The sequence below is a fragment of the Polaromonas potterensis genome (assembly GCF_033446725.1).
Lineage (GTDB): Bacteria > Pseudomonadota > Gammaproteobacteria > Burkholderiales > Burkholderiaceae_C > Polaromonas.
The window spans coordinates 11,669-35,294 of sequence record NZ_JAWQLX010000015.1; the positions used below are offsets into that span (position 1 = coordinate 11,669).

Here is a 23,626-nt window from a genome sequence, read left to right on the forward strand (position 1 = left end):
CACCACCCGTTCTGACGCTTCACTCATGGCCAAAGAAGACACCACACCAGGCTTGCTTTCAAAAGTCGTGAAATTCGTTCGCAATCCAGCGACGAACTGGTCGGATCTCGATAGCAAAGGGGCCGATCGTGAAGATGCCTTGAGCAAACAATTGCTCAAGGAAATGATTGAGCGCAAACGCCGCAATGACTTCGTGCGCAAGCGTGAATTCGACATGTTGCGGAAAATGCGCAAACGTGAAGCCCTGACCGGGCAGGATCCGGCAGGCAGGCCGTCCTTCTTTCAGAGCAGCATGCCGTCCAAGCCGGACGACCGTGCCGTGACCCTGAAGAAAATCGACGAAATTGAAGCCCAGATGTCCATGCAATGGTGGAAAACCAAACATGGCGCCAGCTCTTCCATCAGTTCGGTTTCCTCATCCCTTCCTACATCCCGCAGTGCGCATGTGCCGCTGCTGGACAACGCCTTGCCGACCAACTATGCGCCTACAGCGCCTAGCGAGTTGACGGCGGCGCTGTCCAAGGTGAGGACGGTGCAGGTCGCGCCTGCTGCACCACTGAATCCGCCACTGAGTCCTTTGCCGGACCTGCCGGCCATCAAGCCGGCCGAAGTCGCCAAGCCCCTGGCCAGCCTGGGCATGCCCGCCATTTCCCTGGACAGCATTTCTTCGGGGTTTTCAGCCTCCAAATTTTCCGTGGTGGATGGCGCCGAAGTGGCGCATGACCCCGAGCTGGAAGAAGCGTCCATCCGTTTTGCCAATGGTGATGACGCAGGCGCAGAGTCTGGTCTGCTTGACACGCTGGGGCCGCAGGGCAGCCGGGCGCAGCATGCGGACACCTGGCTGGCGCTGTTCGATTTGTACCGCGCGACCGGCCAGCAGGAAAAATTCGAAAACCTGGCGATTGAGTTTGTGGGCCGTTTTGACCGTTCTGCGCCGCAGTGGTTTTCCATGCCGGACATGATGCAGCAGTTGTCCCGGCCGGCCGGCCAGAGCCCGGGCAATGGTCCTGCGGCCGACTGGATCTGTCCTTCTGTCCTGGGCATCCAGACTGTCGCGGCGCTGAGTGCCGCCTTGACCCGTGCGCCCATGCCGTGGCGTCTGGACTGGCACAACCTGAAATCGATCGATGCCAATGCCGTCGAGCCCCTGTGCAAGGTGTTTGGCGGCTGGTCCGCGCAGCCTGTGCAGCTGCGTTTCATCGGTGAGTCGCAGTTGCAGCAGGTGCTGCTGGACGCAACGCCCTCCGGTGTGCGCGATACGCCCCAGGCGTGGTGGCAGTTGCGCATGGAGGCTTTGCGGGTGGCGCACCAGCCCGACGCGTTTGAATTGACGGCACTCGATTTCTGCGTGACCTACGAGGTGTCGCCGCCGGCCTGGGACAGTGCACGCTGCGAATACAAGTCACTGGACCTTCATGGCGATGCGGTCACCGGGCACATCATCATTGGCGATGTCTACCGCGACTCCGCACCGTCCAGCCTCAGCGGGATGGAGGGCGACACCCAGATGGACGGCAATTCGCAAATGACCAATCTGTTCGCGGTGGAGCTGGCCGGTCAGATCCAGGGGGATGCCATCGAGGTGCTGGACAAGCTGGAGGCCAAGCTGATGGGTGCGGACATCATGGTTATCTCCTGCGCCAAATTGATCCGTGTTGATTTTTCTGCCGCAGGCACCTTGCTCAATTGGGTCTCGGCCCGCGAAGCAGAGCACCGGGCCGTGCAGTTCACCGAGGTGCATCGCCTGGTGGCCGCATTTTTCAATGTGATTGGCATCACGGAACACGCCAGGGTGTTGACGCGCATCGATTAAATGTCGATGCCTGCCGATTCGCCCTCCCTAACTTCTTTAAACTCGATCAGCCTGGGGCAACATGCCTCGTTGTGAAGGTATTGCCTGTCTCCACGAAGGCTGCCCCTAGCGCATCTGCCTCATTTAATCTCCAGCTGGGCTAGCTTGCTGCTGTCGCGCCTTGAATCCCAGAGAATTCCCTGCTTTCCCCCGTCCCGCCTGCGTCAACGGCGAGCTGACTGCTTTTGCAATGCAAATGGCTTAAGGCAACACTTTCATTAAGCAGGCTAAGTGCTTAATCTACAACGTCTTTTAACATTGAAATGCTTTGAAATAGCTTTCTAAGTACTTGATTTCATTGAAAAAATTTGTTGCAAAGCCCTTGCATGACAAAACTTTCCTGATAAAGTGGGAAAAAGTGCAATTTAGTGGTGAAAAGTAGTCCTTAAAGGTTTATCGCAGTGTTTCAAGGCGCGTCTTCTGTAGCTCTCGATACCAAAGGTCGGCTTTCTGTGCCGACCCGGCATCGTGACGTGCTCAGCGCCACTGCGGCCAGCCAACTGACCATCACCAAACACCCGCACGGCTGCCTGATGGTATTCCCTCGCAACGAGTGGGAGAAATTTCGCGAGCGCATCGCCTCGCTGCCCATGCAGGCACAGTGGTGGAAGCGGATTTTTCTCGGTAATGCCATGGACGTCGATATGGATGCGTCCGGCCGCGTGCTGGTGGCGCCCGAGCTGCGTGCAGCCGCGGGTCTCAGCAAGGACACGGTGCTGCTCGGCATGGGCAGCTATTTTGAGCTGTGGGATGCAGCGACCTACGCGGCCCAAGAGGCCGAGCAGATGAAGGGCGAGATGCCCGATGTGTTTAGAGATTTTTCATTCTGAAAGACGACGGTGCAAGATACATGGACACATCGCACCGTCTTGTTGAACGAAGCCATCGAAGCGCTTCACATCAAGCCGGACGGACACTACATCGACGCGACCTTTGGGCGTGGCGGTCACTCTCGCCTGATTCTTTCCCGCCTGTCGGCCCAGGGCCGTCTCACAGCCTTCGACAAGGACCTCGAAGCCATTGCCGAGGCCAACACCCTGGCCGACCCCCGCTTTGTGATTCGCCACGAAGGTTTCAGCCAACTGGGCGAGTTGCCGGCAGCCAGCGCGACCGGCATCCTGATGGATCTGGGCATCAGCTCGCCGCAGATCGACAACCCGGCGCGCGGTTTTTCATTTCGTGGCGACGGTCCGCTGGACATGCGCATGGATACCACGCGTGGCCAAAGTGTGGCCGAGTGGTTGGCCGATGCCGAGGTCGACACCATAACGGAGGTCATTCGTGACTATGGCGAAGAACGGTTTGCTGGGCAGATTGCAAAGGCGATTGATCGTCGTAGGCAAGAGGGAGGCGCTTTCAGAACCACAGCTGAGCTGGCCGAAGTCGTGGCTGGCGCGGTCAAAACCCGCGAGCCGGGCAAGGACCCTGCAACGCGTACCTTTCAGGCTTTTCGGATTTTCATCAACGCCGAGCTTGAAGAGCTGCAACAGGCGTTAGAGGCGTCGCTCAAAGTCCTGCAACCGGGAGGGCGTTTGGTGGTGATCAGTTTCCATTCCCTGGAAGATCGCATCGTCAAGCAGTTCATTGCCGAACATTCGCGCGAGGTGTATGACCGCCGAGCACCTTTTGCAGCGCCCAAGGCCATGCGCCTCAAGGCGTTGGAGCGTGTCAAGCCAAGCGCCGAAGAAGTGGCCGCCAACCCGCGTTCGCGCAGCGCCGTCATGCGGGTCGCCGAACGGACCGAGGTGCCGGTTCAGGTGGTTTCCCAGCGTTATCCGGGGGCTTCCCCGTGACTCGACTGAACCTGGTGCTCCTCATCGCCGTGCTGTTCAGCGCGTTGTATCTGGTGCGTACCCAGTACGAGTCGCGCCGTCTGTACGTTGAGCTCGAAAAAACAGCGGCACTCAGCCGCAAGCTTGAATCCGACAAGGATCGCCTGCAGGTCGAGAAACGTGCCCAGGCCACGCCGCTACGGGTGGAGAAAATTTCCAAGGAGCGCCTGCAGATGCGCACGGCCACGCCGGCCATCACGCAGTACGTGAATTACAAGAATGAAGCCGTGGCGGAGGGCGCGCGTGAGTAAAAGCGTTCTTTACTCCTCCAGCCCGCTGCTGGCCAGCAAAACACCGGTCTGGCGCAGCAAGCTGATCGTGGCCGGCATTGCGCTGGCCTTTGCCGGTTTGGCCGGCCGTGCCGCCTACGTCCAGGTGTTTGGCAATGCTTTTTTCCAGCGGCAAGGCCAGGTGCGTTTTGCCCGCACCCTGGAGTTGCCGGCCAACCGTGGTCGCATCCTGGACCGCAACGGGATACTTTTGGCCTCCAGCGTGCCAGCGCCCAGCATCTGGGCCATTCCGGAAGACGTGGACGCGACCAAGGCGCAACTCGCCGAGCTGGCCAAGTTGCTGGAGATGGCGCCTGCCGATCTGAACAAGAAACTGGCTGACGAGGACAAGACCTTTGTCTGGATCAAGCGGCAGGTCGACGAGCCCATCGCACAAAAAATCCACGCCTTGGGCATCAAGGGCATTTACCAGCGCAAGGAATACAAGCGCCAGTACCCCGAAGGCGAGACGGCGGCCCATGTAGTGGGATTCACCAATGTGGAAGACCACGGCCAGGAGGGCATAGAGTTGGCCTTCGACAAGGACCTGGGCGGTAAGGCGGGTTCGCGTCGGGTGATCAAAGATCGGCTCGGCCGCGTGGTTGAAGACGTGGGTGAGCAGGTGCCCCCGCAGGACGGCAAGGACATCCAGCTCAGCCTGGACAGCAAGGTGCAGTTTTTTGCCTACCAGAAGCTGCGTGATGCGGTGATTGAGCGCAAGGCCAAAGCCGGCAGCGTGGTGGTGCTCGACTCGATCACTGGCGAAGTGCTGGCGCTGGCTAACTATCCGAGTTACGTGCCCAACAAACGGCAAAACCTGACCGGTGAGCAGTTGCGCAACCGTGCCATGACCGACACCTTCGAGCCTGGTTCGACCATGAAACCGATCACGGTGGCGATGGCCCTCGAAGCCGGCCGCATCAAGCCGCAGACCCTGATCGAAACCGGACCCGGCCGTTTCAGCATAGGTGGCTTCACCATCAGTGACACCCATAACTACGGCACGCTGACGGTGGAGGGTGTGATTCAAAAGTCAAGCAACGTAGGCGCGCTCAAGATCGCGCAGAAGATGAGTCCGCACGAAATGTGGGACACCTACACCGCGCTTGGTTACGGCCAGAAGCCGCAGATCCAGTTTCCCGGCGCGGTGACGGGTCGGCTGCGTCCCTGGAAAAACTGGCGGCCGGTCGAGCAGGCCACCATGGCTTACGGCTACGGGCTGTCGGCCTCGCTGTTCCAGATGGCGCACTCCTACACGTCCTTCGCACACGATGGGCAGATCATCCCGGTCACCATGCTCAAGAGCAGTGAGCCCGCTGTCGGCATCAAGGTGTTTTCCGCCGAGAACGCACACGCCGTGCGCAAAATGCTTCAGATGGCCGCCGCCCCGGGCGGTACCGGACAGCTCGCGCAGACCATTGGTTATTCGGTCGGCGGCAAATCGGGAACCGCACATAAGCAGGTTGGCAAAGGTTATGCCAGCAACAAATATCGCGCCTGGTTCACCGGCATGGCGCCTATCGAGAAGCCGCGCATCATCGTGGCAGTGATGATTGACGAGCCCAGCGATGGCAAATATTACGGCGGCCTCGCCGCGGCGCCTGTTTTCAGTGAAGTGGTGCAGCAGACCTTGCGCATGATGGGCGTGCAGCCCGACATGAGCGTCAAGCCGCAAATCGTCACCAACCCGGTCGAGGAGTCGTTTTGATGGAGCGGCTGCACACCCCCGAGCAGGCCGCACACTGGTTGCGCCAACGCGTCACGGGCAACCTGTCGACCGACAGCCGCAAGGTTGGTGCCGGCGATGGTTTTATTGCCTGGCCGGGGGCGGCCACCGACGGGCGCAAGTATGTGGCCGAGGTGCTGGCTGCCGGCGCGCAGGCTTGTCTGGTGGAGCAGGACGGTGCCGATGCTTATGGTTTTGCCGACAGCCGGGTCGCCACCTACCCTGGCTTGAAAATCGCCACGGCACCGATTGCGGCGGCTTATTTTGACCATCCCAGCCAACAGCTCGACGTGCTGGCGGTGACCGGTACCAATGGCAAAACCTCGACGGCCTGGTGGCTGGCCCAGGCGTTGGGCAAGCTGGGTCGGCCTTGCGGCGTGGTCGGCACCCTGGGGGTTGGCCAGCCGGAGGCCATGGTCTTCAACGGCCTGACAACCCCCGATCCAGTCTTGTTGCAGCAGCAGCTCAGGCGCTGGGTGGATGACGGTTTCTCTGCCTGTGCGCTGGAGGCTTCTTCGATTGGTATTGCGGAACACCGCCTGGACGCCACCGATATACGGGTGGCCATTTTTACCAACCTCACGCAGGACCATCTCGACTACCACCTCAGCATGCAGTCCTACTGGGCCGCCAAAGCCAAGTTGTTTGGCTGGTCGGGTTTGAAGGCCGCGGTGCTCAATATCGATGATGCCAAAGGGGCTGAGTTGGCCTTGTCGCTGCGTGATTCGGCGCTCGATGTCTGGACCGTGTCCTGTGCCGGGCCTGCACGTTTGCAGGCCCAAGCCATCCACCATGGCCTGGGCATCTTGAGTTTTGATGTGGTGGAAGGCGAAGTGCGTCAACGCATCTCGACCGGCCTGGTCGGGCAGTACAACGTGTCGAATTTGCTGGGCGTGATGGCGGCCTTGCGCGCCCTCGGCCTGCCCTTGCCCTCTGTGCTTGAGGCCTGCGCCAACTTGTTGCCGGTGCCCGGACGCATGGATGTGATGGCGGTGCCGGACCGACCCCTGGTGGTGGTGGACTATGCCCACACGCCCGATGCACTCGACAAGACGCTGGGCGCGCTCAAACCCCTGCTCGGCCAAGCCGGCAAACTGTGGTGTGTTTTTGGCTGTGGCGGTGAACGCGATGCGGGCAAACGACCCTTGATGGCCGCTGTTGCGGAGAAACACGCGGACCACGTGGTGGTGACCAGTGATAATCCGCGCAGCGAAAATCCGGACCTCATCATCCGCCAGATCGTGGCCGGCTTCGGTAATCCGACAGGCGTTTACATCCAGGCGGACCGCGCCGTGGCGATTGCACATGCGATCGGCCAGGCGCAGGCTGGCGATGTGATTTTGATCGCCGGCAAGGGGCATGAAAACTACCAGGAGATCGCGGGTGTCAAGCGGCCGTTCTCCGACAAGGCTCAGGCCGAAGTGGCGCTGAATCAGGGAGCCGCGGCATGATGAGCTTGCAACAAGCCCTGCGCTGCTTGCCTTCGGCCCAGTTGGTCGGCGACGGCACGCTGCAGTTCAAGCGTGTACACACGGACACGCGCAGCCTGCTGCCTGGCGACTTGTTTGTGGCGCTCAAAGGCGAGCGTTTTGACGCGCATGATTTCCTGGCCCAGGCGTACAGCCAGGGCGCAGTAGCGGCTTTGGCGCAGCAAGGCCTGTCAGCCGAAATGCCTGGTTTGCTGGTGGACGATTCCCGCTTGGCGCTGGGTCAGTTGGCCGCGGGCTGGCGTTCGCAATTTGTCTTGCCGCTGATCGCCGTCACAGGCAGCAATGGCAAGACCACGGTGACACAAATGGTCGCCGCCATCCTGCGTGCGTGGAAGCAAGAAGCCGCTTTTGCGACTGAAGGCAATCTCAACAACGACATTGGCGTGCCCTTGACCCTGTTGCGTTTGCGTGCCAGCCACCAGGTCGGCGTGGTCGAGCTGGGCATGAACCACCCCGGTGAGATCGCTTATCTGGCTGGATTGACCCAGGCCACGGTGGCCCTGGTCAACAATGCACAGCGCGAACACCTGGAGTTCATGGCCACCGTGGAAGCGGTGGCCCACGAAAATGGCGCCGTGATCGACGCACTGCCGGCCTCGGGTGTGGCGGTTTTTCCGGCCGATGAGTTGTACACGCCAATCTGGAAAGCTTTGGCGGGCGCACGCCGCGTACTGACTTTTGCGGAAGAAGGTGCGGCCGATGTGACGGCGACCTTCCACTGGACCGGTGGCGCCTGGCAGGTGAAGGCCAACACGCCTAGTGGCGCGCTGGATTTCTCCTTGCAGATCGCCGGTCGCCACAACGTCAAAAACGCTTTGGCCGCGACAGCTTGTGCCCTGGCCGCCGGTGTGCCGCTGGCCACGATTGCTGCGGGTTTGTCGTCTTTTTCCCCGGTCAAAGGCCGATCGCGGGCCTTGCAACTGCAAATAACCGGCAAGGCGATCACGTTGATTGACGACAGTTACAACGCCAACCCGGATTCCGTACATGCAGCTATTGATGTGTTGGCCGAGTTGCCAGGACCCCGCCTGCTGGTGATGGGTGACATGGGCGAGGTGGGCGACCAGGGGCCAGCCTTCCACGCCGAGGCCGGTGTTTATGCCCGCGAACGCGGCATTGAGCAGCTGTTCACCCTGGGTGTGCAGTCGGCCGGCACAGCGCAGGCATTTGGCCGCGGGCAACACTTTGGCGACGACCTGGCCGCCTTGCAGGCGGCGGTCAGCGCGGTCCTGCCGGAGGTGGCCAGCGTGCTGGTCAAGGGCTCGCGCTTCATGAAGATGGAACGTGTGGTCCAGGCGATCACCGAGCGTGCACAAGAAAAAAATCAGGAGAAAATAAATGCTGCTTAGCCTGGCCCAATGGCTGCAAACCATGTCGCCGGATTTTGGCTATCTCCGGGTGTTCCAGTACCTGACGTTTCGCGCCGTCATGGCGGCGCTGACCGCCTTGCTGATTGGTTTGCTGGCGGGACCGTTTGTGATTCGCCGCTTGATCCATCTCAAGATCGGTCAACCCATACGCGAATACGCGATGCAAACCCATTTGAGCAAAAGCGGCACACCCACCATGGGCGGTGTGTTGATTCTTCTGGCCATTGGTATTTCAACCTTGTTGTGGTTTGACCTGAGCAACCGTTTTGTCTGGATTGTGCTGATTGTCACGCTGGGATTTGGCGCCATTGGCTGGGCCGATGACTGGCGCAAAGTCGTGCACAAAGACCCCGAAGGCATGCGCTCGCGGGAAAAATACCTGTGGCAGTCGGTCATTGGCCTGCTGGCCGCTTTGTACCTGGTGTTCAGCATTTCGGAGAGTTCCAACATGCGGGTGCTGGAGCTGTTCTTCAGCTGGGTGCAATCGGGGTTTGACGTGAACCTGCCGCCCAAAGCCGGTCTGCAATTACCTTTCTTCAAGGAAGTCAGTTATCCGCTGGGCGTGTTCGGCTTTGTTCTGATGACTTACCTGGTGATCGTCGGTTCCAGCAATGCCGTGAACCTGACCGACGGCCTGGATGGGTTGGCCATCATGCCGGTGGTGATGGTGGGCTCGGCGTTGGGAGTGTTTGCCTACGTGACCGGCAGCGCCGTGTATTCCAAGTACCTGTTTTTCCCGCATATTCCCGGTTCGGGCGAGTTGCTGATTTTCTGCTCGGCCATGGCGGGCGCCGGTCTTGCCTTTTTGTGGTTCAACACCCACCCCGCGCAGGTGTTTATGGGCGACGTGGGCGCCTTGGCCCTGGGTGCTGCGCTGGGCACGATCGCAGTCATCGTGCGTCAGGAAATCGTGTTGGCCATCATGGGCGGCATTTTTGTCGTGGAAGCCCTCTCGGTGATGCTGCAGGTGATGTATTTCAAATACACCCGCGCCCGTTACGGCGCAGGCCGGCGCCTTTTCAAGATGGCGCCCTTGCACCATCATTTTGAAAAAAATGGCTGGAAGGAAACCCAGGTTGTGGTGCGCTTCTGGATCATCACCATGCTGCTGTGCCTGATCGGCCTGTCAACCCTCAAGCTGAGATGAAACACCTGGCGCAACAACATGTACTGATCCTGGGGCTGGGCTTGTCCGGCCTGGCGCTGGCGCGCTGGTGCGCGCGTTGCGGCGCTCAGGTGACGGTGGTCGATACCCGTGCCGCGCCGCCCCAACTTCAGGCCTTGCGCGAAACTGTGCCTTCCGCGCGGTTTGTTACCAGCGAGATGGTGGCCGACCTGGTGCTGGGCAGCGACATCCGCATGGTGCTCAAGAGCCCTGGCCTGACGCCAGCGGCTGTGGCGCCTGTGATAGAGGCCGCGCAAGCCCAGGGTCTGCCCTGCGGCAACGAACTCAGCCTGTTTGCGCAGGCCTTGGCGGACCTGAAGGAAACGCGTGGCTACGCGCCCCAGGTGATAGGTATCACCGGTACCAACGGCAAAACAACGGTCACCTCGCTGGCTGGCCAACTGGTGCAGCGCGCCGGCAAGTCGGTGGCTGTGGCCGGAAACATTGGCCCGACCTTGCTGGACACGCTGGCTGAAAAGCTGGACCAGGAACCAGAACCGGAAGCTGTTTCTGACGCTGAGCCAGTGCCGTCGAACGAACCTGTCGATGCCGCTGACATGTCAGCGCAGCCTCCCCTGGACGAACAGTCCGCAGGCGAAGACGCTGACAGCGCCTCTGTCCATGAACAAGATCCCGATCACGAGAGTGAGGGCTCGACAGCCGAACTCGCTGAAGACGCGCTGAGCGCACTGGTAGCGCCTGCTGACGATGAAACCGCTGTTATCCTGCCATCTGCACCGCCAGCTGTGACCGTGTTTCACGCCTTGCCGGAGGTGTGGGTGCTGGAGTTATCAAGCTTTCAGCTCGACGGCGTCAGCAACTTCGAGCCGACCGTGGCCACGGTGCTGAATGTGACGCAAGACCATCTGGATTGGCACGGCAGCCTGGCCACTTACGCTGCCGCAAAGGCCCGGGTCTACGGCCACGGTCTCATGCTGCTCAACCGTGACGATCCGTTGGTGATGGCCGCCATGCCGGCGCCGCTGCCGCTGGTCCGGGGCAAGCAGCCACGCGGCCGTGCCTATATGACCTTTGGCAGCGATGCCCCGCAGCGTCCCGGCGACTACGGCATTGAGACCGTCAATGGCATGGCCTGGCTGGTACGTGCGGCCGAGGCCGATGAAACCATCAAGCGCCGCAAGGGCGAAGAAATTGAGTTGCATGTACAGCGCCTGATGCCGGTGGAGGCCTTGCGCATCCACGGTCGCCACAATGCCACCAACGCGCTGGCCGCCTTGGCGCTGGCCGGCGCTGCAGGCTGCGGCATGGCCGCCATGTTGCATGGCTTGCGTGAATACACCGGCGAGCCGCACCGTGTGGCCTCTGTCGCGGTGATCCGCGATGTCGAATATTTCGACGACAGCAAAGGCACCAACGTGGGCGCCACGGTGGCCGCGCTGGTTGGCTTGGGCGCCGAACGCAAGCTGGTGCTGATTGCCGGCGGTGACGGCAAGGGACAGGACTTTTCTCCGCTGGCCGAGCCGGTGCGCCAGCATGCACGCGCGGTCATCCTGATTGGGCGCGACGCGCCTGCCCTTCGTGCCGCGCTCGAAGCGACCGGTGTGCCCCTGCTGGATGCCGCTTCCATGGAGGCCGCCGTCGCGATGGCGGCCCATCATGCGCAAACCGGCGATGCTGTGCTGATGTCGCCGGCCTGTGCCAGTTTTGACATGTTTGACAATTACGAACACCGGGCCCAGGTGTTTTGCCAGGCGGTCGATGCCCTGGCGCTCGACGCGGGAGACATGGCATGAGCACCCTGAGCGGGCGTCTGGCTGGCTGGTTTTCCGGCCTGGGCGGAGCGGCCTCCGACAGCCTGCCGGTGCGGCTGGGCGGCCAGGGCGCATCACGTTCGGCATCGGCGCCGGTGCGCCTGTCGGGTGTTGACCAGTCGCTGATATGGGTCACCGTGGCCCTGCTGGTGTGGGGCCTGGTCATGGTGTATTCCGCCTCGGTGGCCATGCCTGACAACCCCAAGTTCGCGCGTTATGCCCACACCCATTTCTTGCTGCGCCATGCCTTGTCTCTGGGCGTGGCGTTTGCCGTTGCCTTGCTGACTTTCCAGGTGCCGATTGCGACCTGGGAAAAACTGGCGCCCTGGCTGTTTATTGCCTCCTTGTTGCTGCTGATGCTGGTGCTGATTCCCTTCATTGGCAAAGGGGTCAACGGCGCACGCCGCTGGATTTCCCTGGGCTTCATGAACTTCCAGCCCTCGGAATTGGCCAAGTTTGCGGTGTTGCTGTATGCCGCCGACTACATGGTGCGCAAGATGGAAGTCAAGGAGCGCTTCTTTCGTGCCGTCATGCCGATGGCGGTGGCCATTGGTGTCGTCGGCCTTTTGTTGCTGGCCGAGCCCGACATGGGCGCCTTCATGGTTATCTCGGTGATCGCGATGGGCATTCTTTTCCTGGGCGGTGTCAATGCCCGCATGTTCTTCGTCATTGCCACGGTGGTGGTGATTGCTTTTGCGCTGATGGTGATGCTCAGCGACTGGCGTCGCGAGCGGATTTTTGCCTACCTGGATCCCTGGAGCGACAAATATTCGATGGGCAAGGGTTACCAGTTGTCGCACTCGCTGATTGCTTTTGGGCGCGGCGAAATTTTTGGCGTGGGGCTGGGCGGCAGCATCGAAAAACTGCACTGGCTGCCGGAAGCCCATACCGACTTTTTGCTGGCGGTGATTGGCGAAGAATTCGGTCTGCTGGGTGTTTTGTGTGTGATCGGTGCGTTTGTCTGGATGACACGCCGCATCATGCATATCGGCCGCCAGTCGATTGCGCTGGATCGTTTGTTTGCCGGCCTGGTCGCGCAAGGCGTGGGCATCTGGATTGGTTTCCAGGCTTTTATCAACATGGGTGTGAACCTGGGCGCTTTGCCGACCAAAGGTTTGACGCTTCCTCTCATGAGTTATGGCGGCTCGGCGATTTTGATGAACCTGATTTCACTGGCCGTGGTGCTGCGGATTGATTATGAAAACAGGCTTTTAATGCGCGGAGGCCGCGCATGAGCAAATGTGCCCTCATCATGGCCGGCGGTACCGGTGGCCACATCTTCCCAGGTCTGGCCGTGGCAGAAGCCCTGCGTGAGCGCGGCTGGCGTGTGCACTGGCTGGGTGGCACGGGCACGGCGGATCGCCCCAGCATGGAAAGCCAGCTGGTGCCACCGCGCGGCTTTGTTTTTGAGAGCATCGACTTTTCCGGTGTGCGCGGCAAAGGGCTCGTTACCTTGGCGCTGCTGCCGATGCGCTTGCTCAAAGCTTTCTGGCAGAGCATTGTGGTGGTGCGCCGCGTCAAGCCCGATGTGGTGGTGGGCCTGGGTGGCTACATTGCCTTCCCGGCCGGCATGATGAGTGTGTTGCTGGGCAAACCGCTGGTCTTGCATGAGCAGAACTCGGTGGCGGGCATGGTCAACAAGGTACTGGCCGGCGTCGCCGACCGGGTCTTCACGGCGTTCCCCAACGTGTTGAAAAACGCGCAGTGGATAGGCAACCCCTTGCGCCCGGCCTTCACACAGCAACCCGATCCCGCCGTCCGGTTTGCCGGTCGGAGTGGGCCTTTGAAGTTGCTGGTGGTAGGCGGCAGCCTGGGTGCCCAGGCCTTGAACCGCATCGTGCCGCAGGCGCTGGCCCTGATTCCGCAGGCGCAGCGCCCCAGCGTCGTGCATCAAAGCGGTGCCCGGCAGATCGACGAGTTGCGCGAGAACTACCGCGCCGCTGGGGTGGAGGCTGAACTCATCCCATTTATTGACGACACAGCCCAGGCTTTCGCCGAGGCCGACCTGGTGATTTGCCGCGCAGGCGCCAGCACCGTGACTGAAATTGCCGCTGTCGGCGCTGCCGCCTTGTTTGTGCCTTTTCCGGCTGCGGTGGACGACCACCAGACCAGCAATGCGGCCTTCCTGGTGGCGGCTGGCGGTGGCTGGCTGGTCCAGCAAGCCGACTTGACACCGGCCTTTCTGGTAGAGATGCTACAAAAAACAGAGCGACCTGCGCTTATGCAGCGGGCGCTAGAGGCCAAAAAGATGCAAAAAATCAATGCCACCACCGAAGTGGTGGCTGCTTGCGAGGAGCTCGCGACATGAAACACGCGATCAAACATATTCACTTCATTGGCCTGGGCGGCTCCGGCATGTCCGGCATTGCCGAGGTGCTGCACAACTTGGGCTACGTGATCTCCGGTTCCGATTTGTCCGACAGCGCGACCTTGCAACGCCTGGCCGGCCTGGGCATCCAGACCTTTGTTGGCCATGCGGCCGCCAACCTGGCCAGCGTGGATGCGGTGGTCACGTCAACGGCCGTGCAGGCCGACAACCCGGAGGTGCTGGCCGCCCGCGAAAAACGCATTCCAGTGGTACCGCGTGCGCTGATGCTGGCCGAGTTGATGCGTCTGAAACAAGGCATCGCGATTGCCGGCACCCACGGCAAAACCACCACCACCAGCCTGGTTGCCAGCGTGTTGGCCGAAGGCGGGCTGGACCCGACTTTTGTGATCGGCGGTCGGCTGAACAGCGCCGGCGCCAATGCCAAGCTGGGCTCGGGCGACTACATCGTGGTCGAGGCCGACGAATCGGACGCCTCCTTCCTCAACCTGTTGCCGGTGATGGCGGTGGTCACCAACATCGATGCCGACCACATGGAGACCTACGGCCACGACTTCAACCGGCTCAAGGCGGCGTTTATTGATTTTCTGCACCGCATGCCGTTTTACGGCACGGCGATTTTGTGCACAGACGACGCCGCAGTGCGCGACATCGTGCCGCAAATGTCCTGCCCCATCACCAGCTATGGCTTTAACGAAGACGCACAGGTACGCGCCATCGACGTGAAGGCGGTGGGCGGCCAGATGCACTTCACGGTACAGCGGCGCAACGGCGTGACCTTGCCCGACCTGGCGGTGGTGCTGAACCTGCCCGGCCTGCACAACGTGCTGAATGCGCTGTCGGCGATTGCGGTGGCGGTGGAACTGAATGTGCCCGACGCCGCCGTGCTGAAGGCCCTGGCCGAATTCAAGGGTGTGGGCCGGCGCTTCCAGCATTACGGCGATGTCGCCGCACCGGCAGGCGGCAGCTTCACGGTGATTGATGACTACGGCCACCACCCGGTCGAGATGGCCGCCACCCTGGCGGCGGCGCGTGGCGCTTTTCCGGGCCGGCGTCTGGTGCTGGCCTTTCAGCCGCATCGTTACACCCGCACGCGGGATTGTTTCGAGGATTTCGTCAAGGTCATTGGCCAGGCCGACAGCGTGTTGCTGTCCGAGGTCTACGCCGCCGGTGAAGCGCCGATTGTGGCGGCCGACGGCCGTTCGCTGACCCGTGCATTACGTGTGGCCGGCAAGGTGGAGCCGGTGTTTGTCGACGACATCGAGGCCATGCCGCAGGCGATTATCGACAACGCGCTGGATGGCGACGTGGTGATGTGTATGGGCGCAGGCACCATGGGCCAGGTGCCCGGCAAGGTGCTTGAGCTGTTAAAAGCAAAAGAACATTCAACAACAAAAGAAGGAAAAGGGCTGTGAGCCAGATGACATCCGAATTTGGCAAAGTCGCCGTACTGATGGGTGGCCGCTCGGCCGAGCGCGAGATATCCTTGATGTCGGGTCAGGGTGTGCTGGAGGCGTTACGTTCACGCGGCGTGGATGCCCATGCGTTTGACCCTGCAGAGCGAGACATTGGCGATCTCAAGCGCGAAAAATTTGAGCGCTGCTTCATCGCCCTGCACGGTCGTTTTGGCGAAGACGGCACGATCCAGGGCGCACTGGAGTTGATGGGTATTCCTTACACCGGTTCCGGTGTGATGGCCTCCAGCATCTCGATTGACAAGGTCACGACCAAACGCATCTGGCTGGCCGATGGCCTAGCGACCCCGAAATACATCCTGCTGCGCCGCGGCGCTTTTGATCGCCAGCAGGTTATCGCCGTGCCCGACGAGCTGGGTTTGCCGCTGATCGTCAAGCCGGCGCGCGAAGGTTCCTCTATCGGTGTGGTGAAGGTGGAGGGTTATTCCGGCATGACCGACGCGGTGGAGCAGGCTGCGCAACTTGATGCTGACGTGTTGTGTGAGCAGTTCATCAGCGGTGACGAGGTGACCTGCCCGGTGCTGGGCACAGGCGACAACGCACGGGCCTTGCCGGTGATTCGTATCGTGGCGCCTGAGGGCAATTACGATTACCAGAACAAATATTTCACCAACACCACGCAATACCTGGTGCCTTGCGGCCTGCCGGCTGGCGAAGAAACCGCGATCCAGGCCATGGTGCTCCAGGCTTACCGCGTCTTGGGCTGCCGCGGCTGGGGCCGCCTCGACGTGATGATCGACGCGAAGACCCGCCAGCCTTACCTGCTGGAAATCAACACCTCTCCCGGCATGACCAGCCATTCGCTGGTGCCCATGTCGGCGCGTGCCGTCGGCATCGCGTATGAAGACCTGTGCCTTGAAGTGCTGCGTACGGCCAGCCTGGACCACAACCCTACACCGGAAGGCGCTGCGTGAACCAGGCCATGCCCATGGACGTCAAGCTGATGAATGCGGCAGCCTTGCTGCTCGGGCTGGCGTTTGCGGGTATGGCAGCGGTCTTGCTGGCGTCGTGGCTGATGCAGCAAAACCTGTTCAGGCTGACAAGCATCAAGGTGCGCGGGGACGTGGATCACAACAACGCGGTCACCTTGCGTGCCAATGTGGTGCCCAAGTTGTCCGGCAATTTTTTCACCCTGGATTTGGCCAAAGCCCAATCGGCCTTCGAGACCGTGCCCTGGGTGCGCAAGGCCGTGGTGCAGCGCGAGTTTCCGAACCGCCTGCGGGTGGTCTTGCAGGAACACCAGGCCATCGCCTACTGGGGCCAGGAGGGTGATGCCCACATGGTCAACAGTTTCGGCGAAGTGTTTGAGGCCAACCAGGGCGACGTCGAATCCGACGATTTGCCGCTGCTGTACGGCCCCGCCGGCCAGGCCGGCCAGGTGCTGGACGCTTACCGCCGACTGGCCCCGGTGTTCGAAAAAATAGACGCCAGGCTGGAGCACCTGGAACTGACCAGCCGCGGCAGCTGGCGTGCCCGCCTCGACGATGGCGCGACGCTTGAACTGGGCCATGGTTCTTTGGAAGAGATTCAAAGCCGTGCAGAACGGTTTGCCGCCACCTTGACGCAGGTGTCCAGCAAATTCGGCAGAAATCTGGAATCAGCAGATTTGCGTTACGGCAACGGTTATGCCATCAAGCTGCGCGGTGTCACCACCACAGTGCTGGGTGACAAAGAAAAAAGACAAGCAAAAAGGTAAAGATATGGCCAAAGAATACAAAGATCTGGTGGTGGGGTTGGACATCGGGACCAGCAAGGTCATGGCGGTGGTGGCCGAGGTCTTGCCTGGCGGCGAACTCAAGCTGGCCGGCCTGGGCATTGCGTACAGCAATGGCCTCAAGCGTGGCGTGGTGGTCAACATCGATGCGACGGTGCAAAGCATCCAGCAGGCGCTCAAGGAAGCCGAGCTGATGGCCGACTGCAAGATCGCCCGTGTCTACACCGGTATCACCGGCAGCCATATCCGCGGCATCAACTCCAGCGGCATGGTGGCGGTCAAGGACAAGGAAGTCACACAGGCCGACGTGGCCCGTGTCATCGAGACCGCCAAGGCCATCAATATTTCCACCGACCAGCGTTTGCTGCTGGTCGAGCCGCAGGAGTTTGTGATCGACGGCCAGGACGTGCGCGAACCCATCGGCATGAGCGGTATCCGGTTGGAAGCCAAGGTGCACATCGTGACCGGTGCGCAAAGTGCGGCGGAAAACATCATCAAGTGTGTACGGCGCTGCGGCCTGGAAGTGGATCAGCTGATGCTCAATCCACTCGCCTCCAGCCTGTCCATCCTCAGCCGTGACGAGCAGGAGCTGGGTGTCGCGCTGATCGACATAGGCGCAGGTACCACGGACGTGGCGATTTTTACCGGCGGTGCGATTCGTCACACGGCCGTGATCCCGATTGCCGGCGACCTGATCACCAGCGACATCGCCATGGCCTTGCGCACCCCAACCAAGGACGCGGAAGACATCAAGGTCGAAAGCGGCTTTGCGAAACAGTTGCTGGCCGACCCGGATACGCAGGTCGAAGTTCCGGGCCTGGGTGACCGCGGTCCGCGCATGTTGAGCAAGCAGGCGCTGGCCGGCGTGATCGAACCGCGCATCGAAGAGATTTTTTCGCTGGTGCAGCAGGTGATTCGCGAGTCGGGTTACGAAGAGGTCTTGTCCTCCGGCATCGTGATCACCGGCGGCAGTGCCGTCATGCCGGGCATGGTCGAGCTGGGCGAGGACATCTTCCTCAAGCCGGTGCGCCGCGGTATTCCCCGTTATTCAAGTGCGCTGTCGGACATGGTGGCTCAGCCGCGTGCCGCCACCGTGATGGGTTTGCTCGAGGAGGCCAGGCTGGCGCGTATGCGCGGGCACCGCGTCGCGCAAAAAGCAGGCAGCGTTCACAACGCATTTGGTCGGATCAAAGACTTTTTTGTGGGGAATTTCTGATGAAAAGATTTCCAGCTTTTATCCATCGGGCCTCGCGTTGTCGGCACACGGGGGGCGCTGATCCCCCTGCATGACAGGCTTTTTTCCAAAGAACATTAAAAACAATTTTGGCAACTGCAATTAGTTTATTGATAGGAGGCTCACATGAGCATCGAAATGATTGAAATCGAAGAATTCAACCAGGGCACGCAAATCAAGGTGATCGGCGTCGGTGGTGGCGGCGGCAATGCGGTGGAACACATGATTGAACGCAGCGTCCAGGGCGTTGAGTTCATTTGTGCCAATACCGATGCACAGGCTCTGAGCCGCGGCAGCGCGCACAAACAGATCCAGCTGGGTGGCAGCGGCCTGGGTGCGGGCAGCAAACCGGAAAAAGGCCGTGACGCGGCCGAAATGGCGGTGGACGACATCCGTGCCGCCATCGCCGGCGCACACATGCTGTTTATCACGGCCGGCATGGGCGGCGGCACCGGCACCGGCGCCGCTCCCGTGATCGCACGTATCGCCAAGGAGATGGGCATTCTCACCGTCGGTGTGGTGACCAAACCTTTCGAGTTTGAAGGTGGCCGCCGCATGACCAATGCCGACCTGGGCCTGGCCGAGCTGGAAGCCAATGTCGATTCGCTGATCGTGGTGCTCAACGAAAAGCTGCTCGAAGTGCTGGGCGACGACGTCACGCAGGACGAAGCTTTTGCGCATGCCAACGACGTGCTGAAAAACGCGGTCGGCGGCATTGCCGAAATCATCAATGTGCCCGGCCACGTGAACGTCGACTTTGAAGACGTGCGCACCGTGATGGGTGAGCCCGGCAAGGCCATGATGGGCACGGCGCGGGCCAGCGGCCCTGACCGTGCGCGTATCGCGGCCGAGCAGGCGGTGGCTTGCCCACTGCTGGAAGGCATTGACCTGTCGGGCGCCAAAGGTGTGCTGGTGCTGATCAGCGCGGCCAAGGGTTCGCTCAAGCTCAATGAGTCCAAGCTGGCGATGAACACCATCCGTGCCTACGCATCGCCCGATGCCCATGTGATCTACGGCACGGCCTACGACGACGAGCTGGGCGAAGACATTCGCGTCACGGTGGTGGCCACCGGTCTGAGCCGTCAGGGCGTGCGCCGTCATGCACCACCGCTGCAAGTTCTGCGCACAGGCACCGACAACATGCCGGTGCTGAACATGGCCGTCGGCGGTGGCGGCAGTGTGGGCAGCGCCCATGTGGTGAGCGGCGGCATGGGTTCGGCCCAGCCCGACTACGGCAACATGTCGGTCCCCAGCGTCTGGCGCACCAACCGTACACAGGCGGCGGCCAAGGTGGATGCGTTGGCGTCCGGTGGCATGGATGATTTCGAAATCCCGGCCTTCCTGCGCAAGCAGGCGGACTGATTCGAGTCCCTTGCACCGCGGTTGCCTGTGGGCAGTCGCGGTGCGCCCTGCCAGCCGCGAAGAAAACGCCGCAGATAGGCAATATCAACCGCGGCGATAAAAATCCTGGCATGCACAGTCAGGCTTACGAAAGTAAAATCTAACTGTGCTCCAACAAAGAACCATCAAATCCATCACCAAGGCCGTCGGCGTGGGCCTGCACAGCGGCCAACGCGTGGAACTGACCTTGCGGCCGGCGGCGCCGGATACCGGCATCGTTTTCAGGCGCGTGGATTTGCCCCAGCCGGTGGACATCGCCATCTCTGCGCAGGCGGTCACGGATACACGCCTGGCCTCGACCATTTCCAGCGGCCAGGCCAAGGTGCACACGGTGGAACACCTGATGTCGGCTTGTGCCGGCCTGGGCATAGACAACCTGATCATCGACATCACGGCCGAAGAGGTGCCCATCCTCGACGGCTCTGCCTCTTCCTTTGTGTTCCTGTTGCAATCGGTTGGTATCCAGTTGCAGGACGCCCCGAAAAAGTTTGTTCGTGTCCTGAAGACCGTCGAGGTGCGTGAGGGCCAGGGGCCGACTGAAAAATGGGCGCGCCTGTCGCCTTACAACGGCTACAAGCTGGGGTTCGAGATCGACTTTGACCATCCGGCGGTGGACTCCACCGGCCAACGTGTCGAGTTTGACCAGGGCACGGGCTCCTACAGCCGCGACATTGCGCGTGCGCGCACCTTCGGTTTCACCAAGGACGTGGAGATGATGCGCGCCAACGGGCTGGCCTTGGGTGGCGGCCTGGACAACGCCATCGTGATGGACGACTACAAGGTGCTCAACACAGACGGCCTGCGTTACAACGACGAGTTCGTCAAACACAAAATTCTCGATGCCATGGGCGACCTGTATTTGCTTGGCAAACCGCTGCTGGCCGCCTACAGCGCCTTCCGTTCCGGCCATGCGCTGAACAACAAGCTGCTGCGCGAGTTGCTGTCACATCCGGACGCGTATGAAATCGTCACCTTTGACGACGAGAAACAGGCGCCACAAGGTTTTGCGACGCTGGCGCGGGCCTGGTAAGAGGCAGCGCGAAGGGCGAGGGTGTCGGGCTTTGTGCCTGAAGCGCGCGTACAAGGAACACAAACAATGCTTTTATTTCGCTGGGCCATTCTTCTTTTGCTGCTCAGTGCCGTGGTGTCTTTCATGTTTTATGCAGGAACAGGGCAGGCCCGCTTCAAACGGTATGGCCTGACCATCCTCAAATGGACGCTGATCGCCGCATTCGGTTTTTTTGCCGTCCTCATTCTTGAGAACCTGGCCTGAGGCCGTGGCGGTTGGCGCCGATTCGCCTCAGCCTGGCAGTTTTGCTGCCAGCACGTCAACCTGTTCGATGACCGGCGCCTTGGCCAGCAGTTCTGGTGCCCTGGCCATCAGTGCGGCCGCGATCTGGCCGCCTAAGTGCTCCTGACGCCCTGCGTTGTCGGCAAAGGCGTCAAAAATCCCGAAAGAGGAGGGGCCGAACTTCAGCGCAAACCAGACCGGTGTGCCGGCTTCCTGGTTGGCCAGCGGTAGTGCACTTTCCAGGAAAGCGGCAACTTCAGCTTCTTTTCCGGGCTTGGCCTCAAGGCGAACCGCCAATGCGACACGTACCATGATGAACTCCTTGGGGGATGTACAGACGGGTCATTGTGGTCAGCCGTGGGCTTTTTAAACAGCGGCAGGCAGGGTATTTTTTGATATCAATGTCACAAGACGTATTCATATCCTCAACGTCTTGACCGCATGTTGAACGCCAGCTTGTCCAGGGCCTGAGCGTGGGAGGGCTCAGTAGTGGCGGCCATCCTTGAACGACGCCGTTGGTTTGCGCTGCAGCGTTGCGGCACGCGCCAGAATCGCAGCCGAGCCGCCCACATGGGCGTGGGTGATGGCCAGGGCCAGCGCATCGGCGGCGTCCTTGCCGGGCAGGGATGGTAGCTTCAGCAGGCGTTTGACCATCTCCTGCACCTCGGGCTTGCCGGCTTTGCCATAACCGGCCACGGCTTTTTTCATCTGCAGCGCCGTGTATTCGCCCACTTCCAATTGGCAAGACACCAGCGCCGTGAGGCAGGCGCCGCGCGCCTGGCCCAGCAGCAGCGTGGCTTGCGGGTTGACGTTGACAAACACGATCTCGCAGGCCGAGCAGTCGGGGCTGTAGCGGGCGCTGATTTCACAAATACCGTCAAACAACACCTTGAGCCGCGCCGGCAGGTTGCCTTTCGCCAACTGGGTGGTCTTGATGGTTCCGCTGGCCACGTAAGTCAGCGCGTGGCCCTCCACATCGATCACGCCGAAGCCGGTGATCTGCAGGCCGGGGTCAATGCCGAGAATTCTCATTCGCTCTTCTTTTGATAGCTTCTTGCGCCCGTACCATATGGGCTAGAGGCCAAAATACCATCGAACCGAGTGAAAAAACACGGGGGCGGCAAAACATAAGGCGTCGACCCGGTCCAGCAGGCCGCTGGCGCCTGTGACCGATTTTCCTTCGCTGCCCCAGTTGGTGATGCCGCGGTCGCGCTTGAGCGCCTTCATCACCAGGTGGCCGAGCGAGCCGGCCACACAGGCGATCAACGCCATGGCCACGGCCTGCGCCGGCTTGAAGGGCGTCAGCGCCGACATCAGCCCGCCGACAAAAGCACCCGTCGCAATACCGATCAGCCAGCTGGTCCAGTTGAAACTTCGGCTGACCTGGGGTGCGGTCGGTGGGCGCGGCCATCGGCGGTTGACCAGGTGTTGCACCAGCATGCCGGTCTGCACCACAAACACCAGGAAAAAAACCAGGAAAGCGTTTTTACCGCTGTAGTTTGGAAAGCTCAGCAGCAACAGGGCCGGCACATGGCTGATGCCGTAGACGCAGACCATGATGCCCCACTGCAGCTTGGCGTTGCGCTCCAGAAAACGCTGCGGGTCGTTGGCCAGGGCGCTGACCACAGGAATCGCCAGGAAGACATAGACCGGGATAAACACCGTCACCAGGTCAAAACGTTTGGTGATGACCAGCCAGAACTGCACCGGCAACACCACAAAAAAAGCCAGCACCAGGCTGCGGTGGTCACCGTGGCGTGTGGGGGACAAGGTGATGAATTCACGCAGGGCAAAAAAGGCCACCAGCGCAAACAGCAGCGTCGCCACGGTCTCTCCAGAGGCCCAGCCCAGCCAGAACACGGTACACATCGCCCATGAGGTGTTGAGCAGGCTGCTGAGCTCCTTGATGTCCTGGGTGCGTATCTCGTCTTCGCCGTCGTCACGCAGCGACATGATGAGAGCTGCGCTGCCGGCGATGATCAAGAGGCCGAAGACCATGACAAACAGCAAGCCGACCTGGTGCGTGGGGCTCAGGTTGCGTAAAAAACTGTTCATCAACTGTCTTTCAGCGCGATCACGGCTTGCCGAGCGCGGGCCAGGAAGCTACCTCGGTCTTCGCCGGCTTGCAGGGCCAGCGGCGCGCCGAAGGTGACCGAACACAAGATAGGCACGGGCACCACTTCACCCTTGGGCATCACACGTTGCACATTGTTGATCCAGGCAGGTACCAGCACGACCTGCGGGAATTTTTGCGCGAGGTTGTACAAGCCCGACTTGAAAGCTTGCGGCTCTTCCTGGTTGCCGCGTGTGCCTTCGGGAAACAGGATGATGGAGTCACCGCTGTCCAGCGCATCGATCAACGGCTCCAGCGGGTCTTGGTCCGTGGTTTTGGTGCGGTCCACGTAAATCGCGTTGAACACCGCCGTGGTGAGCCATTGCTTGAACGGTGTTTTGGTCCAGTAGTCCTTGGCCGCGATGGGGCGCGTGATGCTGCGCAACTCGCTGGGCAGGGCGGCCCAGATCAGCACCAGGTCGGCATGGCTTTGGTGGTTGGCAAAATAAATGCGCTGTTCGGCCTTGGGCGGGCAACCCTGCCAACGGGCCTGTGCGCCTGTCAGTACGCGGATCAGGGCCAACAGGAACAGACTCATCAACTTGGCTAGCATGGGGCGATGATACAAGCGAAGTTGTGCCGCCTGACGGTGGGCG

Annotated in this window: 22 protein-coding genes; 18 read left to right on the forward strand and 4 right to left on the reverse strand. The window is 61.0% G+C overall.

The window, feature by feature from the left end; translation table 11 throughout:
- The first annotated feature begins 25 nt into the window (after positions 1 to 25).
- The 18 genes from R6254_RS20970 to R6254_RS21055 all read left to right on the forward strand — a co-directional run bounded on the left by R6254_RS20970 (position 26) and on the right by R6254_RS21055 (position 20,899).
- Positions 26 to 1,813 (forward strand): STAS domain-containing protein, encoded by a 1,788-nt coding sequence (locus R6254_RS20970; RefSeq protein WP_412103206.1) that lies wholly within the window; start codon positions 26 to 28, stop codon positions 1,811 to 1,813.
- A gap of 440 nt (positions 1,814 to 2,253) precedes the next feature.
- Positions 2,254 to 2,682, forward strand: coding sequence for a division/cell wall cluster transcriptional repressor MraZ (mraZ, locus tag R6254_RS20975; RefSeq protein WP_318409628.1), 429 nt, complete (start codon positions 2,254 to 2,256; stop codon positions 2,680 to 2,682).
- A gap of 9 nt (positions 2,683 to 2,691) precedes the next feature.
- Positions 2,692 to 3,645 (forward strand): 16S rRNA (cytosine(1402)-N(4))-methyltransferase RsmH, encoded by a 954-nt coding sequence (gene rsmH / locus R6254_RS20980; RefSeq protein WP_318409629.1) that lies wholly within the window; start codon positions 2,692 to 2,694, stop codon positions 3,643 to 3,645.
- Positions 3,642 to 3,935 carry a cell division protein FtsL gene (gene ftsL / locus R6254_RS20985; protein WP_318409630.1) on the forward strand — a complete coding sequence of 98 codons (294 nt, stop codon included), beginning with the start codon at positions 3,642 to 3,644 and terminating at the stop codon, positions 3,933 to 3,935. The genes rsmH and ftsL overlap by 4 nt, the downstream gene beginning before the upstream one ends.
- Positions 3,928 to 5,661, forward strand: coding sequence for a peptidoglycan D,D-transpeptidase FtsI family protein (locus R6254_RS20990; RefSeq protein ID WP_318409631.1), 1,734 nt, complete (start codon positions 3,928 to 3,930; stop codon positions 5,659 to 5,661). The genes ftsL and R6254_RS20990 overlap by 8 nt, the downstream gene beginning before the upstream one ends.
- The gene (locus tag R6254_RS20995; protein WP_318409632.1) at positions 5,661 to 7,130 is read left to right on the forward strand and encodes a UDP-N-acetylmuramoyl-L-alanyl-D-glutamate--2,6-diaminopimelate ligase; all 1,470 of its coding nucleotides are present in this window, start codon (positions 5,661 to 5,663) and stop codon (positions 7,128 to 7,130) included. The genes R6254_RS20990 and R6254_RS20995 overlap by 1 nt, the downstream gene beginning before the upstream one ends.
- Complete coding sequence (locus R6254_RS21000; protein WP_318409633.1) at positions 7,127 to 8,518, forward strand: UDP-N-acetylmuramoyl-tripeptide--D-alanyl-D-alanine ligase; 1,392 nt, start codon at positions 7,127 to 7,129, stop codon at positions 8,516 to 8,518. The genes R6254_RS20995 and R6254_RS21000 overlap by 4 nt, the downstream gene beginning before the upstream one ends.
- Positions 8,508 to 9,686, forward strand: a complete 1,179-nt coding sequence (gene mraY, locus R6254_RS21005; protein WP_318409634.1) for a phospho-N-acetylmuramoyl-pentapeptide-transferase — start codon at positions 8,508 to 8,510, stop codon at positions 9,684 to 9,686. The genes R6254_RS21000 and mraY overlap by 11 nt, the downstream gene beginning before the upstream one ends.
- Positions 9,683 to 11,458, forward strand: coding sequence for a UDP-N-acetylmuramoyl-L-alanine--D-glutamate ligase (gene murD, locus R6254_RS21010; protein WP_318409635.1), 1,776 nt, complete (start codon positions 9,683 to 9,685; stop codon positions 11,456 to 11,458). The genes mraY and murD overlap by 4 nt, the downstream gene beginning before the upstream one ends.
- Positions 11,455 to 12,711, forward strand: a complete 1,257-nt coding sequence (gene ftsW, locus R6254_RS21015) for a putative lipid II flippase FtsW (protein ID WP_318409636.1) — start codon at positions 11,455 to 11,457, stop codon at positions 12,709 to 12,711. Before murD ends, ftsW begins: the two co-directional genes overlap by 4 nt.
- The gene (gene murG, locus R6254_RS21020) at positions 12,708 to 13,784 is read left to right on the forward strand and encodes an undecaprenyldiphospho-muramoylpentapeptide beta-N-acetylglucosaminyltransferase (RefSeq protein ID WP_318409637.1); all 1,077 of its coding nucleotides are present in this window, start codon (positions 12,708 to 12,710) and stop codon (positions 13,782 to 13,784) included. Before ftsW ends, murG begins: the two co-directional genes overlap by 4 nt.
- Positions 13,781 to 15,217 carry a UDP-N-acetylmuramate--L-alanine ligase gene (murC, locus tag R6254_RS21025; RefSeq protein WP_318409638.1) on the forward strand — a complete coding sequence of 479 codons (1,437 nt, stop codon included), beginning with the start codon at positions 13,781 to 13,783 and terminating at the stop codon, positions 15,215 to 15,217. Before murG ends, murC begins: the two co-directional genes overlap by 4 nt.
- Positions 15,218 to 15,222: 5 nt before the next feature.
- Positions 15,223 to 16,191: a D-alanine--D-alanine ligase gene (locus tag R6254_RS21030; RefSeq protein ID WP_318409639.1), complete on the forward strand. Its 969-nt coding sequence runs from the start codon at positions 15,223 to 15,225 to the stop codon at positions 16,189 to 16,191.
- 8 nt (positions 16,192 to 16,199) lie between these two features.
- Positions 16,200 to 16,973: a cell division protein FtsQ/DivIB gene (locus R6254_RS21035; protein WP_318409687.1), complete on the forward strand. Its 774-nt coding sequence runs from the start codon at positions 16,200 to 16,202 to the stop codon at positions 16,971 to 16,973.
- Positions 16,974 to 16,977: 4 nt separating this feature from the next.
- Positions 16,978 to 18,207, forward strand: a complete 1,230-nt coding sequence (gene ftsA, locus R6254_RS21040) for a cell division protein FtsA (protein WP_318409640.1) — start codon at positions 16,978 to 16,980, stop codon at positions 18,205 to 18,207.
- 144 nt (positions 18,208 to 18,351) lie between these two features.
- Complete coding sequence (gene ftsZ, locus R6254_RS21045) at positions 18,352 to 19,587, forward strand: cell division protein FtsZ (RefSeq protein WP_318409641.1); 1,236 nt, start codon at positions 18,352 to 18,354, stop codon at positions 19,585 to 19,587.
- Between the two features lie 145 nt (positions 19,588 to 19,732).
- The gene (lpxC, locus tag R6254_RS21050) at positions 19,733 to 20,656 is read left to right on the forward strand and encodes a UDP-3-O-acyl-N-acetylglucosamine deacetylase (protein ID WP_318409642.1); all 924 of its coding nucleotides are present in this window, start codon (positions 19,733 to 19,735) and stop codon (positions 20,654 to 20,656) included.
- A 66-nt stretch (positions 20,657 to 20,722) separates the two neighbouring features.
- Positions 20,723 to 20,899 carry a hypothetical protein gene (locus R6254_RS21055; protein WP_318409643.1) on the forward strand — a complete coding sequence of 59 codons (177 nt, stop codon included), beginning with the start codon at positions 20,723 to 20,725 and terminating at the stop codon, positions 20,897 to 20,899.
- 27 nt (positions 20,900 to 20,926) lie between these two features.
- On the opposite strand, the gene R6254_RS21060 is transcribed toward R6254_RS21055, so the two are convergent.
- The 4 genes from R6254_RS21060 to R6254_RS21075 all read right to left on the reverse strand — a co-directional run bounded on the left by R6254_RS21060 (position 20,927) and on the right by R6254_RS21075 (position 23,583).
- Positions 20,927 to 21,229 carry a putative quinol monooxygenase gene (locus R6254_RS21060; RefSeq protein ID WP_318409644.1) on the reverse strand — a complete coding sequence of 101 codons (303 nt, stop codon included), beginning with the start codon at positions 21,227 to 21,229 and terminating at the stop codon, positions 20,927 to 20,929.
- 171 nt (positions 21,230 to 21,400) lie between these two features.
- Complete coding sequence (gene ruvC, locus R6254_RS21065; protein ID WP_318409645.1) at positions 21,401 to 21,949, reverse strand: crossover junction endodeoxyribonuclease RuvC; 549 nt, start codon at positions 21,947 to 21,949, stop codon at positions 21,401 to 21,403.
- A gap of 42 nt (positions 21,950 to 21,991) precedes the next feature.
- Positions 21,992 to 22,972 carry a phosphatidate cytidylyltransferase gene (locus R6254_RS21070; protein WP_318409646.1) on the reverse strand — a complete coding sequence of 327 codons (981 nt, stop codon included), beginning with the start codon at positions 22,970 to 22,972 and terminating at the stop codon, positions 21,992 to 21,994.
- Complete coding sequence (locus tag R6254_RS21075) at positions 22,972 to 23,583, reverse strand: lysophospholipid acyltransferase family protein (RefSeq protein WP_318409647.1); 612 nt, start codon at positions 23,581 to 23,583, stop codon at positions 22,972 to 22,974. The genes R6254_RS21070 and R6254_RS21075 overlap by 1 nt, the downstream gene beginning before the upstream one ends.
- Positions 23,584 to 23,626: the final 43 nt, after the last annotated feature.